Source organism: Cohnella cholangitidis (genome assembly GCF_014107495.1).
GTDB classification, from domain to species: domain Bacteria; phylum Bacillota; class Bacilli; order Paenibacillales; family Paenibacillaceae; genus Cohnella; species Cohnella cholangitidis.
In genome coordinates this window covers 5213112-5227882 of sequence record NZ_CP041969.1, presented here as the reverse complement: position 1 = coordinate 5227882, position 14771 = coordinate 5213112, and the positions used below count along the sequence as shown (strand labels likewise).

The 14771-nt window shown below is 50.7% G+C and carries 11 protein-coding genes; 3 read left to right on the top strand and 8 right to left on the bottom strand.

Annotated features, from left to right (window positions below):
- Nucleotides 1-23: 23 nt before the first annotated feature.
- From FPL14_RS24085 to FPL14_RS24070, 4 genes are all read right to left on the bottom strand, one after another.
- Nucleotides 24-3065, bottom strand: a complete 3042-nt coding sequence (locus FPL14_RS24085; RefSeq protein WP_182300124.1) for a cadherin-like beta sandwich domain-containing protein — start codon at nucleotides 3063-3065, stop codon at nucleotides 24-26.
- Nucleotides 3066-3158: 93 nt separating this feature from the next.
- Entirely contained in the window at nucleotides 3159-4985 is a 1827-nt protein-coding gene (locus FPL14_RS24080) for a CHASE2 domain-containing protein (RefSeq protein ID WP_182300123.1), read from the bottom strand.
- A gap of 184 nt (nucleotides 4986-5169) precedes the next feature.
- Nucleotides 5170-5406: a ferredoxin gene (locus FPL14_RS24075; RefSeq protein WP_182300122.1), complete on the bottom strand. Its 237-nt coding sequence runs from the start codon at nucleotides 5404-5406 to the stop codon at nucleotides 5170-5172.
- 123 nt (nucleotides 5407-5529) lie between these two features.
- Nucleotides 5530-6825: a DNA polymerase IV gene (locus FPL14_RS24070; RefSeq protein WP_267875389.1), complete on the bottom strand. Its 1296-nt coding sequence runs from the start codon at nucleotides 6823-6825 to the stop codon at nucleotides 5530-5532.
- A 144-nt stretch (nucleotides 6826-6969) separates the two neighbouring features.
- Between FPL14_RS24070 and cimA the strand changes: the two genes are divergently transcribed.
- Complete coding sequence (gene cimA / locus FPL14_RS24065; RefSeq protein WP_182300120.1) at nucleotides 6970-8583, top strand: citramalate synthase; 1614 nt, start codon at nucleotides 6970-6972, stop codon at nucleotides 8581-8583.
- A gap of 257 nt (nucleotides 8584-8840) precedes the next feature.
- Here the strand turns inward: cimA and FPL14_RS24060 are convergent, their stop codons facing one another.
- Nucleotides 8841-9419 (bottom strand): TlpA family protein disulfide reductase, encoded by a 579-nt coding sequence (locus FPL14_RS24060; RefSeq protein WP_182300119.1) that lies wholly within the window; start codon nucleotides 9417-9419, stop codon nucleotides 8841-8843.
- Nucleotides 9420-9627: 208 nt separating this feature from the next.
- On the opposite strand from FPL14_RS24060, the gene FPL14_RS24055 reads away from it, so the two are divergent.
- Both FPL14_RS24055 and FPL14_RS24050 read left to right on the top strand, forming a co-directional pair.
- Nucleotides 9628-10938, top strand: coding sequence for an MFS transporter (locus FPL14_RS24055; RefSeq protein ID WP_182300118.1), 1311 nt, complete (start codon nucleotides 9628-9630; stop codon nucleotides 10936-10938).
- 75 nt (nucleotides 10939-11013) lie between these two features.
- The gene (locus tag FPL14_RS24050; protein ID WP_182300117.1) at nucleotides 11014-11310 is read left to right on the top strand and encodes a M67 family metallopeptidase; all 297 of its coding nucleotides are present in this window, start codon (nucleotides 11014-11016) and stop codon (nucleotides 11308-11310) included.
- 140 nt (nucleotides 11311-11450) lie between these two features.
- Here the strand turns inward: FPL14_RS24050 and FPL14_RS24045 are convergent, their stop codons facing one another.
- The 3 genes from FPL14_RS24045 to FPL14_RS24035 are packed head-to-tail and all read right to left on the bottom strand — an operon-like array spanning nucleotide 11451 to nucleotide 14688.
- On the bottom strand, nucleotides 11451-12194 hold the full coding sequence (locus tag FPL14_RS24045) for an exonuclease domain-containing protein (protein WP_182300116.1): 744 nt from the start codon (nucleotides 12192-12194) through the stop codon (nucleotides 11451-11453).
- Between the two features lie 5 nt (nucleotides 12195-12199).
- Nucleotides 12200-13279 (bottom strand): DUF294 nucleotidyltransferase-like domain-containing protein, encoded by a 1080-nt coding sequence (locus tag FPL14_RS24040; RefSeq protein ID WP_182300115.1) that lies wholly within the window; start codon nucleotides 13277-13279, stop codon nucleotides 12200-12202.
- Between the two features lie 47 nt (nucleotides 13280-13326).
- Nucleotides 13327-14688 carry an ammonium transporter gene (locus FPL14_RS24035; protein ID WP_182300114.1) on the bottom strand — a complete coding sequence of 454 codons (1362 nt, stop codon included), beginning with the start codon at nucleotides 14686-14688 and terminating at the stop codon, nucleotides 13327-13329.
- Between the last annotated feature and the right edge of the window lie 83 nt (nucleotides 14689-14771).

Sequence of the window (14771 nt, the reverse complement as noted above, 5' to 3'; positions counted from 1 at the left end):
CCTCTGTTTCTATCTTTCTTACGTTAGACCGTATATGGATTTACGATTAAGGTATACGAGTTAGAATTTTTTCCGGAAGGCGATACGACTACGATCGTAAATACCTTCGCGCCCTCCGAGAGAGGATACATTTCTAAACTTAATCCTATCTCCTTGCTACTCTCTCCATTGATTAGCACTTCAACGTTCTCATGGCTAGTCACAGGTGTAAACGTAAAATAATATACGTTATACGGCGCTGTATATCCGAAATGATTACCGGAAGGAGAAAGACTCGCTAAAAAGTTAATATAACCATCGGTACGGTTGATCATGTCCACATTCAGTAGCTCAGGATTGATCTCGGTAATAATAGTCACCATGTATTGCCATTTTCTGTCTCCTGATTTGAGCTGCACGGTTACTTCCCTATCTACACCATTGAATGGAATAATGTAAGGATCGGAAGTCGAGGCTCTCGTTACCTCTAGCGGAGTACCATCATTCCAATATTCCACTTTTGCTACTTCAGTTCCCAACGCAAGGATCGGTTTCAGCTTAACTTCTGTCGTTCCGGCCGCCACTTCAGCATAAAGGTTCAACGGATCATACGTAGCAGAAGCTACTGTTACCGGAACGTCCGACTGGTCTGCTGCGCCAAAGCTAGAAATTAAAAATTCCGTTGGAATTGTTTCTCCATACCAAATGCTTAACTTATAATCCGTGCTGCCATGCTGTTCCTTGGCCAAGTCCCATACACGTATCGTAACGTCGAACCATTTTTCTTCTAATCCTACCTCTTCTTCTTCATCTTCTTCTTCGAGCGAAATTTCATATCCAAAGTTACCGTATTCGACAACACTTCCATTAAAAATGACTTCGACCATTGCAATATCTTTGTTAAAGTTTGGCACTATCGCTATTTCCCCGCCATATTCCGCTATTTCCGTCCCTGCTAACGCAAAATACTCGCTATCACTCAACTGCTGTACATCAAGAATTTGGGTTTCTCCGTACCGAATGCCTATATTATCTAACGTTAATTGTTCCGCATTGGACTGCCCCTTCTGAACAATCAGTTCTATCGCATGATATTGGTAATCTTCGTCCCCGGAAACTACTTTATAAACGATATCGAAACGGGAATACAATTCGTGATCGTCTAGAGGGAGAGAGATATTGGTCAACGCAATAGCCGGACCTTCAGGCTCTCTTTGCGTATTAAAAAGCTGAGTATCTTCATTTACGCTATAAATCGAAACGCTTTGAACATCCTCGATGAAGCTCATATTTAGGAAAAGAGAGGTTATCGATTCTTCGACGTATGAAGAGTATCGATTTTCCGGTCCTTCGTAAGTTTCCGGTAGCACTATTTTTTTCCACGTCACGTCTCCGCCAGCCGAATTCGTAGTTTTCCAATTCGTTATTCCGTCAGGGAGAGTTATCGGTCCCGGAGCGCCACGGTTAACGGTAAGAGTATAAGTGGTAAGCTGTTTACCCTGCTCCGTCACTTTAACCGTGACCGTATGCGCGCCAACGTTAGGCAACGGGATGATCGCGCTCGCCGAGTTCGTGGCAGCCGCCCCGTCGTTAATCCGAATCGTAGAACCGGAAGACGCCGTCGCGGAGATCGTTACCGAGCTCACTTCATGGCTTACGTCAACGGAATAAGTACGCACGGAAGAAATCGGATCGAAATTCAATGTCCCTGAAGAGATGCTCAGCGTGGCTAGCTTGCTTGCCGGCGCCGGAGTGCCGCCACCAGGAGTGCCGCCACCTGGGCTGCCGCCACCGCTGCTTGAACCACCTGACGATGACGTAGTAGGCGGATTATTTTGCTTCTGTCTATCTTCGAATGCTTTGCGCGCCGTTTCGTCCAACTGCGATTTGAGTTGTGCCGCGGCTTTATCCGCAGCCTCTTTCGCGGCCTTCTTGTTTGCTTCGTCAATCGCTTTTTTATCCGCTTCAATTTTCGCCAGCAAGGCAGCCAGCCTTTGTTGATTTTCGAGAAGCTGCCTTTGTTCTTGCTCGTATTTAGCTTTAGCTTGCAACTCCAGTTGTTTGGCTTTCTCCAGTTCGGGATCTACTCCGCTTCCCGGATCGAGCGGCTTTGTTTTATCCAGATCCAACTTTTTCGCGGGATCGTTGATTTTGCTATTCGCTTCTTCGATGATTCTCCGCATTTGATCATCGTTGATTTTCTTCTGATTGATCGCTTCCTTCGCCAAATTCCCAAGGAGATTATCGAAGTTTTGGAGGAATCTATTTAAGTCTTCCGCCGTGTTGACCGGCCCCGACTGAGTCGCGAGACCGTTCGGGATTCCTTGATTCAGCTGATCGCGCAATTTCTGCATCAATTTGTCGTTTTCTTCTTGGATCTCGCTCGCGGATTGAATGATTTTTTCGATGATTTTCGGCGGTGTCGTGCTTACCGCGGATGGAATTTGCACGACGCTTGGGTGATTCGGCAAATAAGGGACGGCTGGACCGACCGGCGGGAATAAGGAGATTTGTTGCGATGGAAATACAAGGATCGAAGGCGGATTCGGTCCCGGCTGTCCTGCCGGTTGAACGTTAACGATTCCTGCGATCGTAATCGTTTTCGTAGCCCCCGTAATCGGATCAACGATCGTTACGACTTTCGTTCCGCGGACGCCCATTATCGCAGTCGGAGTCTCTAATTGAAACTCGTCTTGCGCCGTCTTGATAGACTTGACCTCGAACCAGGTCGTTCCTTTCAGCATGCTGATCTTCGTCCGGGTGCCTTTGCCGTCAGACAGCTTGGAGAACGTCAGCGTAGAGTTTTCGGCAACGGTCATCCGATCGTCCTGCGAGGAACCGTTGGCGAATTGCAATTCCGCGTAAGAATCCTTGCTTGTCGACAGCACGTCGCCCTCGTTCAAGCTCATCTTGGCGAACGCAGTAAATTCTTTCGTACCTCCCGCTTTCTTGACCTTGACGGTCCCTTTCAGTTCGCTAATGACCGCCACGCGAGACGAAGCCGCAGATGTCGTTCCCGTCCATACGCCCAATAGAGGCAGTAGAGCAAGCAACACTGCTAGTAATCGAATCGTCGTTTTTCTCATTTGTCTATCTCCCTTCGATTTTTCAGAATCTGTTCAGTTCGATTTGTTAGATTAAGTAAAAATAAGGCAGATCTCTTCCTCTCAAACGGAGGTTTATGCTTTCACGCCAAGAACTTCATATACGCGAATCGGATGGGACTTCCCTTTGAACATGCGGTCTTCCCCTTCATCGAACAGGAAGTAGTCTTTCGTTTTTTCGTAGACTTGCTCGGAAACGTGAACTTGTCCCTTTTTCGTCTGCGATTCGATCCGGGCCGCGATATTGACGTTATCTCCGATCGCCGTATAGTCGACCCGCAGATAAGAGCCGATGTTGCCTACGACGACGTTACCCGTGTGAATTCCGATCCCGACGTTTACTTCGCATTGGTATTTCTCCATGATCTCGTTGCGGATTTTGTTCATGCCTTGCTGGATTTCGTAAGCGGTCTTGACCGCCATCCGTTCGTGTTCGACGACTTCAAGAGGAGCGTTGAACAAAATCATCGCCGCATCCCCGATAAACTTGTCGATGGTGCCTTCGTTTCTGAGCGTCGTCTCGGTAATCATGTTAAACATCGTGTTTAACGTATCGACGAGCTCCGGCGGGGACAGCTTCTCCGACAGCGGGGTAAAGCCCCGGATATCCAAGAACAGAATGGTGATCAGCTTCAAGTCTCCGCCCAGCTTGATCTCGATATCTTGGGCGACGATCTGTTTAACGAGATCCGGAGAAATGTAACGCCCGAACTGGCGGGTAACGAAGCTCTTCTGAACGCTGTCCATGTACGATTTGAGCGACACGTTGGCCAGATAGGCCAGCATCATCGCGAGCATGGCGTAAACGATATTGATATGAAGAGCCGAAGATTGATAGACGGCGAATTGTCCGTAGAGAATGCCGGCAAATACAACCAAGAAGATAAGAATCGAGTATACGTTCTTCAATCTCCACGGAATAAACACGAACAAAGCGAACAGCAGCAGCGTCAAGCTCAGTTCAACCCAGTTCGGTAAGTAGGATACGTTCGTCCCTTTTAGCAATTGGTTGGTGATATTCGCGTGCGCGTACATCAGTTTGAAGTTTTTCTCGATCGGGGATGCGCCTGTATCCTGCCCGCCGTCGCTAGATAATCCTACGGCAGTGAAACCGACAAAGACGATGGAGTCTTTGAACAAATCGGGCGGCAACGCGCCGTTGAGCACGTCTACGAACGACACGGTCATGAAATCGTCCGTCTCTAGCTGGAAGTCGATCGTGACGGTATTCTTCGCGACGGGTTCGCCCGATTTGATCGGATCGGTAAGATCGGCGTATTTGCTCAGATCGGCTCCGGCCATCTCCGCCGCTTTCCACGCCAACGAAGGAACGACTTCCCCGTCGGGGCCTTGAATGTTCAACCAGGTCTGGCGGATGACGCTGTCTTTGCTCACGACGCGATTAATATGCGCAAGCTGGACGAGATCGGAGAACAGCTCGTAAGGCTTCGCGATCGCTTGGGCTTTGATCAGCTCATCGCGTTTGGCGATCGACGTGCTGAACACGTCTCCCATTATTCCCGTTACGGGAAAAATCACGTTAGGATAGCTGGCCAAAGCTTCCGCGAAGGCCATGTCGCTATCCGGATTCTCGCTTTCTTCGCCGAATATGATATCGAACGCAATCGCTTTGGGCAGGTTGCCCTCTTGGTTCAAATTCGCCAGGAACGGAGCATAGACCGCCCGGTCCCAAGGGAATCTTCCCAATTCCGCTAACGAAGCGTCATCGATGGCGACCATCACGATCCTTGGGTCGGGATTATGATCCGCAACCTTCTTCATATCGAAATCGAATAGCAAATTATCGATTTTCTGCAGAGAGTGCGATTGATAAACAAAATACGTCGCGACGAGCAGCAGCACGTTCAGTACGATGGCAATTCTTTTAATCCGCTCTTTCAAACGATATCCCGCCTACCCTATGTAAATGATTCCAATTACCCTCTATTATAGCTCAGGTACTAGGTTTTTTGTTGATTATTGTCCAAAAAATGACTTTCATGACGGTAGTCATGAATTCCATGACAAAAAAAGCCTTTCCTAGGTCATCGTACCTAGGAAAGGGCTTTCGTCGTTTCGTTATGAATTACATGTTAAACTGAGATTCCGCGATCTTAATGGAGTCCGTAGGGCAGCCATCCGCTGCGTCTTGCAGATCGTCGTACAGATCCTCCGGAATTTCCGTGTTACCATGGTTGCCATCGTTTCCGTAAATCGTTTCCGCCAATCCCTCATCGTCATAATCGTAAATGTCAGGAGCGGTTGCGCCGCATGCGCCACAAGCAATACATGTGTCTTTATCTACGTAAGTATACTTAGCCATGAGTGTTAACCTCCTAATTTCAATCCGAGTCGAATACTAATAGTAGTCCACTACTGTCCAATATAATACAAAACGAAGCTAAGATCAAACGAAAAAGCAGATCAATATTATCGTGCCCAGTACTTAATAATCATTCTCATTTCCGTCGGATTTATCGCGCAAAAAGTCTTTCTGCAGAGACGTTCCCCGCAGCTTTTTATTTCGGATCAACGTCGACGGATCGTCACCCAGCATTCCCGCGGTCAAAACCGCGCCCTCCCCGTACTTATCCCGCAAAATATCCATCACATTCGTCAAGCGTTCCTTCTTGGGGTTCTCTTCGTACGAAAACAAATCCAACTGAAGCGGAGTTTCCTCTTTGGGGGTCAGTCCCTGCAACGTGATCCCCAGCAGCCGAACCGGGTTCCCTTCCTTCCAATGGGCGTCCATGAGCCGACAGGCGACCCGGTACACGTCATCGGCCGTTTCGGTCGGCGTCGCCATAGTGGACGATCTGGATATCGTGCGCATATCCGGATCCCTAATCGTAATTTGAATGGTGGAGCATACCATCCGTTGATGCCTTAGCCTCCGGGTCGTCTGGTCGGCAAGATTGAGCATGACGCGGCGGTATTGCTCCCTCTCGGTCAAATCCGCCGGCAACGTCGTCGTATGCCCGATAGATTTCGGAGCATCCTGAAGAGGTTCTACCGGGGATTCGTCGATCCCGTTGGCAGCTTGCTTCATCCACGCGCCGTATACGCCGAATCTCTCCATCAGCATCTTCTCGTCCGAGCCGGCAAGATCGCCGATCGTCCTTATGTTCAGCTTCATTAGTTTATCCGCGGTCCGGGAGCCGATCCCGTACAATGTTTGGCAAGGCTTGCCCCAGAGCAGCTTAGGCACCTCGCGCCTGCGGAGAATCGTAATCGCGTCCGGTTTGCGCATATCCGACGCCATCTTAGCCAGAAGCTTGTTCGGCGCTATTCCGATAGAACAAGGCAGCGACAGCTCTTCCTTCACCCTTCTGGCGATCGTCTCCGCGATCTCGATGGGCGTCCCGAATTGGGAGCTTCCCGTGATATCGAGGAAACATTCGTCGATCGATACCGCTTCGACTAACGGAGTATAATTGCCGGCTATGCGGAGGAATCCGCGGCTATATTTGCGATAAAGGTCGAAATTCGGCGATATCAGAATCAATTCGGGGCATACGGACTGCGCTTGACGTACCGTCATTCCTGTGCGTACCCCTTGAGCTCTGGCCTCGTAAGAGCTTGTCACCAAGATCCCCTTGCGAAGCTCCACGCTGCCGGCTACGGCCGTCGGCTTTCCTTTGTATGCATCCGGCTCTTCGGCGGCATGAACGGAGCAATAGAAAGCATTCATGTCGATATGCAAAATGATTCTTCGTCTGCTCGCGTCCTCTCTCTCGCTCACGTTCATCCCTCCTGTTCTTCTTTTTTATTATACAAAATAGGACGCCGCGAACATAGCGGCCGGGTCGGTAGCTCTCTACATTTAAGGCAAGCCATGATATAATAGTTTCACCTGTTTTTACTTAAGGAGGCTTTACGGTTACGCATGTCAACTCCCCTTTGTATTTTCGATACTACTTTGCGCGACGGTACGCAAGGCGAAGGCATCAGCCTTACCGCTGAGGACAAGGTCAAAATTGCCCTGAAGCTCGATGCTCTGGGCGTCCACTATATCGAAGGCGGAAATCCCGGCAGCAACAACAAAGACATCGAATTTTTTCGCCGTATCCGAGAGTTGAAGCTTCAAGCGAAATTAACGGCTTTCGGCAGCACGCGCCGGAAGAACAGCACCTGCGAGCAAGATATTAATTTGAAACATCTAACGGAATCCGGAGCCCAAGCCGCCACATTGGTCGGAAAGTCTTGGGACTTCCACGTGCATACGGCTCTGCAGACGACGTTGGATGAAAACTTGGCCATGATCTACGAATCTCTCGCGTTCGTCAAGAACAGCGGTATGGAAGCCCTGTTCGATGCGGAGCATTTCTTCGACGGGTATAAGGCCAATCCGGAATACGCTCTAGCCGCCCTTGCCAAAGCAAAAGCCGCGGGAGCCGCATGGATCGTTCTTTGCGATACGAATGGCGGTACGTTGCCGGGAGAGATCAGCGAGATCGTATCCCGCGTCGTGAGGGAAATCGATGCTCCTATCGGCATTCACACCCATAACGACTGCGAGCTGGCGGTAGCCAACACGCTGGCTGCCATTACGGCCGGCGCCCGCCAAATCCAAGGTACGATTAACGGTTACGGCGAACGTTGCGGCAACGCGAATCTGTGCTCTATTTTACCTACATTGCAATTAAAAATGGGTTATACGTGCGTCGGCAACGAGCAATTAAAGTCGTTGACCAGCGTAGCCAGATACGTTAGCGAGATCGCGAACGTCATTATGCCCGTTAACCAGCCTTACGTCGGGAATGCCGCGTTCGCCCACAAGGGCGGAATCCACGTCTCCGCGATTATGAAGGATTCGAAGACGTACGAGCATATCGAGCCTCAACTCGTCGGCAACAAGCAACGCGTGCTTGTATCCGAGCTGGCCGGCCAAAGCAACATCCTGTCGAAAGCGCAGGAGATGGGCCTTGACGTGAACCCGGAAGGCATGAAATCCCGCGAGGTGATCGACCGCATTAAAGACCTCGAGCATCAGGGCTACCAATTCGAAGGCGCGGACGCTTCGCTGGAGCTTCTCCTTAGAGATGCTTACGGCGGCGCCGTCCAAACCTTCACCGTTGACTCCTTCAAGATCATGGTCGAGAAAACAGCCGGTCAGATGATCACGGAAGCCATCGTAAAAATTACCGTAGCCGGCGAGCAAGTGTACACCGTAGCCGAAGGAAACGGACCGGTGAACGCCTTGGATAACGCGCTGCGCAAAGCTTTAGTCCAGTTCTATCCCGGAATTCGCGAGATCCATCTGTCCGACTATAAAGTACGCGTATTGGACGAGAAGGATGCGACGGCAGCCAAAGTTCGCGTATTGATCGAATCGACGGATTTCAAGGATACGTGGAGCACGGTCGGCGTCTCCTCCAACGTCATCGAAGCCAGCTGGGAAGCGCTGATCGATAGCATCCGCTACGCATTGCTCGGCATGGTCAAAGACGAATTCGAACCTGAATTCACCGGCGGAATACACGGATTAGTCAATCATTAAACGGAATGCCCAATTACGAAATGTCGAAAAAGCGGCGGCACAGGAGATTAATCCTGCACTGCCGCTTTTTTGCTCACTTTCTGCCTATTGCAAAGGAAACGAAGGCGCTTTTTTGGCCTTCACGCCTCAAACCCGGCCGATTCCGCTCAACGAAGGCGCTTTTTTGGCCTTCGTTGTCGCCAGTGCCCCCTCCCCCCCTGCTTCATCGTTAAACGGCAAAGAGGCTGCCCCAAGGGACAGCCTCATGATTTTTTTCGCTATGAATTAATAACGTCCTGCAAATACAGCTCCCATTGCTCCCGGTCAATGATCCCTTCGATCCGGTGCCGAATGACGCCGTTCCGATCGACGATGAAACTAACCGGGTATCCGGTCACTTTGTACAAATCGAGCGCTTCGCCTTTTGGATCCGTCATAACGGGGAACACGATCTGCTGCTCTTTCACGAAATCCTTCGCTTCCCTGAGCTTGTCGTATTTGGTGGCGTTCACCGCGTATAAATCCAGCTTATCCTTGTGCGTCTCGAAGATGTCCTTGAGATCCGGCGCTTCCTCTTCGCAAGGCCCGCACCACGCCGCCCAGAAATTAATGATTAGAACTTTATCCCTTTTGCCGCCAATATCGTAAGAAGTCGTTCCATCCAGTGAAGCAAGGCTAACCGAAGGCGCATAATGGTTCGGTTTAGGAGCCGGCTTGGCCGGAATATCCTCCGCTAATTTTCCGCCTGCATAGCTCTCGGCCGCTTGATCTTGCTTCCCCTTGTCCGACGAATCCCAGAACCACACGGCGATAACGGCTACCGCTACCAAAGCTAATATGACGATATTTCTTTTCATGATCGATAACCACTCTTTTCAAGCATGATGTTTTCCTTTATCTTACCCCATTACGCGTCCCCATCCAACCTCAGCCACAAAACTGTCACCGGATCGCTGAAACGCATGCGCTCTTCAATCGCGCTCGCGCATATTGGCCTTACCGGAAGGAAACTCTAAACCCGTTATTGCGAATTTCAAACGGCTCACTCCAAGGAGGAATTTCGGATTGTCTACGACTACGAAATCCAAGCATAAGCTTACCGTAACCTTTACAAGCGATATTTCTTCGCAAGCTACGCACGAGGACGCAAATGCCGAATCTTCTCCGGGCTCCAAAGGCGGGCGCAAAAGCAAAATCGCCGAGTATATCGCGCTTTCAACGGTTCCGTTAGTGCTCGTTCTGGGGAACTCGATGCTTGTCCCGATATTGCCGACTTTGAGAAACAAGCTCGGAATTTCGCAATTCCAAAGCAGCTTGGTCATCAGCTTATTTTCCTTATGCGCCGCTATCATCATTCCGTTCGCAGGATATTTATCCGACAGGTTCAGCCGCAAAGCCGTCATCATTCCCTCCCTTATCGTGTATGGGGGAGCGGGTATTCTAGCCGGATTCGGAGCCTTATGGGATTCTTACGGCGTGCTCATCTCGGCAAGAGCGTTACAAGGCATCGGGGCAGCCGGAACGGCTCCGATCGCGATGGCTCTTGTCGGGGACATGTATAAGAACGGACAAGAAAGTCAAGCGCTCGGACTGATCGAGGCCTCCAATGGAACAGGCAAAGTCGTTAGTCCCATTCTAGGCTCCTTGTTGGCTCTTATCGTTTGGTACGCCGCTTTCTTTGCCTTTCCGGCTTTCTGCCTGCTTTCGTTGTTAGCCGTCCTTTTCTTCATTAAAGAACCGAAGCGACAAGAGCCTCCTCCGCCCGTGAAACAATATGTTCAATCGATCAAACGAATTTTCTCCAAGAACGGCCGATGGCTTGTGTCTTCTTTCTTCGGCGGTTCCCTTGCGTTATTCATCTTGTTCGGCGTTCTTTTTTTCCTGTCGGACATCCTCGAGAAACCGCCTTATTCCATTGAAGGGGTTCGAAAAGGCTTCGTGCTGGCGATCCCGCTCTTCGGAATGGTTGCAACCGCATACGTGACGGGAACGGTCATCCGCAAGAACGGCGTGCTCATGCGATGGCTGATGAACATCGGTTTAGCGTTGATGGTCGTCTCGTTAGCCCTAGCCATCTGGCTCAATACCCAACTGTACGTGTTTATCGGTCTATTGACCGTCAGCAGCATCGGAACGGGTCTGTTGCTCCCCTGCTTGAATACGATGATTACCGGCGCGGTGGAGAAGGCGGAGAGGGGAATGATCACCTCGCTCTACAGCAGCTTGAGGTTTTTCGGGGTCGCCTTCGGTCCCCCTCTCTTCGGCTGGTTAATGGGAATCTCCCATCAAATCGTATTCATCACCGTCTCCTTGTTATCGCTGGTCGCGTTAGGACTCGTATTTTTCCTGGTCAAGCCGGGAAAACAGGTGCAATAAGGGTTGCCCTGCTCGCCGTGATCGCCCATACTCTAATCTAGAGGCTGTTCGATCGAAAGGCGGTATGACGGGAAAATGAACAAAGTGAAGGAAGTCATCTTAAATAACGCGCTCGCGAGCGGCCTGGAATCCGCGTCACGGATGCGTTTGCCTTATGAATGCTGCGGAGTCGTATACGGCACGCTTTCGATCGGCGGCGTTTTGACCGCAGACGGCTTCAGCCTTCTTCGCAACGGTTCCGCTTCGCCGATCGATACGTTTGCCTTTCACCCGGAAGATTGGATATCCGCTTATTACGACGCGCAAAAAAACCAACGAGAAATCGTCGGTTTTTTCACTCCCACCCGCAGGGGGCGCCAATTCCGAGCTTGAGCGACGGGCTCGGTTACGTCCCATGGGGCACTTATTGGATTGTCGGACTCTCGCGGGACGGTTGCGAGATGGCGATATATGTGCGGGATTCCCAAGACGGATGGTTACCCTTGCCGATTACTCGTCAGGAACCCTAATGGTCAATGTCGGCTTAAATAAGCGTATAGCTCTCCTAGCGTCGTTACATGCCTATCCGTAATGAGTTTCAGAAATTTAAAATACAGTTTAGAGGTCATGACCGAATCATGCAGCGCATGATGGCGTTCCGTCACTTCTACCCCGTATCGATCCAAAACTTCATCAAGCCCATATTGTATCGCCTTGGGCTCGAGCCACTTCGCGATCATCATCGTATCGACGATCCGATGCGTCAAGTTCACCTTCGATGTACGCCATAGCGCGCTATTCAGAAATTGTTTATCGTGTCCGCTGCCATGCGCGATCAACACTCTTTTTCCCACGAAATCCATGAAATCATGCAACGCTTGCATCAAATCCGGAGCATTTTCCGCCATCTCGTTCGTTATGCCCGTTAATTCCGTAATATGTCTAGGAACCTTTCTCTTCGGGTTCACGAGCCGATAAAACGGCTCCGTTTCTTCAAAGTTCCCTCCGCGGATTTTGACTCCGCCGATCGACAAAATCTCATCGCCGTTGTACGGATAGAAGCCGGTCGTTTCCAAGTCGAAAACAACCGCCTCCATCTCCGATAGCTGCAACTCCAACGCGCTCTCCTTGCGTTGGTCTCGCGACATGGAACGGATAAAAGCCATTTGCTGAGCGTTGGACGAGCCTAACATGGATGCGATAGCCGGCGTTATCCCGCCCATCTTGTACAAATTCCACATTCTGCCCATCGAATTCGTATCTTTGGGTTCCTTCATCGCTTTCACCTCCCGCCGAAGCGGTGCTGCAACTCCCTTTGAACTCTGCGTTGTATTTTTTTGCCGGCTTTCAATGCTTGTTTCAGCGGAAATTTGATATCTTTCGTCAGTTGCTTAGACGAGATTTTGCCCGTACCGACCAACTGGCCGTCTTCGATCGAGCCCGTCGTCAGCAATCTCATTTTCAAGAAAAAGACAAAAGCCTCCAGACACTCCTGCGCCTCGGAATCGCCGAGCATATTCGCTTGCTTCAAGGCTTCGATCCGCCTGATCGTGCTCGTTTCGCGTATTCCGGCTTGCATCGCAAGCAAGCGGAATGCGTTAACCATCGGAATATAAGCGCCGTATTTGATATCCAAGCTTCCTGCGTCTTCTCCGTATCTCTCCGTCAACAATTGACCGAACACGCCGACAAGCACTTTGTGCCTTATCGTGTTTTCCATCATCCTGCGGGCGATTACCGGGTGATCGAGCATATCGTTGAAAAACCGATCCTTCAGTTTGTCCGCCAGGGACGTATCGTCCGATAACGCGCGTCCGTCGGCCGCGATGAGCAAATACCTGACGTTCTCCCAACTCGGCTCCTTGAACCATCTATCTATTTTTTCCTCCCAGCCCCGAAGCGGCAAACACCACTCCGGATTCGATGCGATTACGCTGCCTTCGCACGGGGGATATCCTAACGCGATTAAAAACTGCACGACCGTAGAAGCAAATAAGGGAAAATAATTGCGGCATCGTTCCTCTTCGACTTCATCCGAGGCATCCGCGTACACGAGACCGCTATCCTGATCGCTGTACATCGTCTGCTCGTAGCGCCCACCGCTGCCATATAGCATATACGTATAAGGCACGGGTGGGACGCCATGCCCCAACCGTGCCAGATCGTTCTCCGCAAGCTTTAACGCTTGAGCGATAAGAGCGTCGTGAAGTTCGTTCAACGACTCCATCACCGCATATGCCGGAGAGGCGGACAGCTCCGTTGCCAACCGGGATTGCTCGCTTTCCCTAATCGATCTCAATCGCTCAAGATCCTCGGCTCCGGTGATGTCAAGCAACCGCTTCTCCCATGTGGGATTATGCATGCGGTTTCTACCCCTCCTGTATTTGCGCCGGTGAAAGGACTATTGAATCAGACCGAAGTACCGGCTTTTTTCATTTGCTCAGGGTAACCGTAGTTACCGTGCTCGCTCAAATCCAGACCGATAATTTCTTGCTCTTCCGTAACGCGGAATCCGATAACTTGTTTCACGACCCACAGTACGATGAAGGAAGCAAGGAACGCGAACGCTCCGCATACGACGACGGATTCGAATTGTACCCACAGTTGTCCCCAACCGCCGCCTTCGAATAGACCCGCTTTACCGATACCGACTTTGGCAGCCAATTCTTCCGTAGCAAACAAACCATTCGCCAATGTTCCCCAAACTCCTGCCGCTCCGTGAACGGATAGCGCGAAGATCGGATCGTCGACTTTGATTTTCTCGAAAAATTTAGCGCTGAAGAATACGAGTACGCCCGCAACTAATCCGATTACGACCGCAGCCCATGGATCGACGAATGCGCAAGATGCGGTAATGGCGACCAGGCCGGCCAATGCGCCGTTTAACATCGTCGTAATATCCGCCTTGCCGTTAACCAACCAAGAGATGAGCAATGCCGCTACCGCGCCGGCCGCCGCGCCCAATTGCGTGTTGAATGCGACGAAACCGAAGAATCCGTCCCCGATCGCTACCGTACTGCCTGCATTGAATCCGAACCAACCTACCCAAAGAATCAATACGGCTAGAGCGGTGAACACTTGGTTGTGCCCAAGAATCTCGTTGGCCGAACCGTCTTTGTTGAATTTACCGATACGCGGCTTCAACAGAATAGTTGCCGCCAATGCGCCGATCGCGCCCGTTAAGTGAACGACCGTCGATCCGGCGAAATCTTGCGCTCCGTCTTTGGCAAGCCAACCGCCGCCCCAGATCCAGTGAGCGATAACAGGATAGATTACCGATACGAAGAATAAAGTAAAGATGAGGTAAGCGGACAATTTAGCCCGCTCCGCGAATCCGCCCCATGCGATGGAAAGCGAAACCGCCGCGAATGCCAATTGGAACACGAAGAATACGGAACTAGGTAATGCATTATCCTCCGAAGCGATTGCCGGATCGAAGAAGAAATTGCCTAATCCGATAAATTTGTTCAGCGATTCGGAAGCGTCGCCGCCAAATGTGAATCCGTAACCTACCGCCCAGTAGACGATCGAAGCCAAGCCAAGCGTGAAAATCGTTTTGCCTGCTACGTGGCCGGCGTTCTTCATTCTTGTCGAACCGGCTTCCAGAAGAATAAATCCGCCTTGCATGAGCAGAACCAGAATCGCCGCAAGCATTACCCATAGCGCGTTAAGTCCCATGTTAAGCTGCGCTGCGGATGGATCCTCTGCGAACGCGATTGTCGGAAACAGCACGAGAAGCGCACCCAACGATACTAAACTTTTCTTAATCAAACCGACCACTCCCTACGTGTAATGTTTCTTAACATTTTAAGAAAGGCTTAGTGTCATTATAGGTTGATAATTACGATTTGACA

What these genes read in the sequence shown, in the direction of transcription:
- FPL14_RS24060 (WP_182300119.1), bottom strand. Translation starts at nt 9,419, where the DNA reads ATGAAAAGAAATATCGTCATATTAGCTTTGGTAGCGGTAGCCGTTATC.
- FPL14_RS24045 (WP_182300116.1), bottom strand. Translation starts at nt 12,194, where the DNA reads ATGAAGGAACCCAAAGATACGAATTCGATGGGCAGAATGTGGAATTTG.
- FPL14_RS24075 (WP_182300122.1), bottom strand. Translation starts at nt 5,406, where the DNA reads ATGGCTAAGTATACTTACGTAGATAAAGACACATGTATTGCTTGTGGC.
- FPL14_RS24050 (WP_182300117.1), top strand. Translation starts at nt 11,014, where the DNA reads ATGAACAAAGTGAAGGAAGTCATCTTAAATAACGCGCTCGCGAGCGGC.
- cimA (WP_182300120.1), top strand. Translation starts at nt 6,970, where the DNA reads ATGTCAACTCCCCTTTGTATTTTCGATACTACTTTGCGCGACGGTACG.
- FPL14_RS24085 (WP_182300124.1), bottom strand. Translation starts at nt 3,065, where the DNA reads ATGAGAAAAACGACGATTCGATTACTAGCAGTGTTGCTTGCTCTACTG.
- FPL14_RS24040 (WP_182300115.1), bottom strand. Translation starts at nt 13,279, where the DNA reads ATGCATAATCCCACATGGGAGAAGCGGTTGCTTGACATCACCGGAGCC.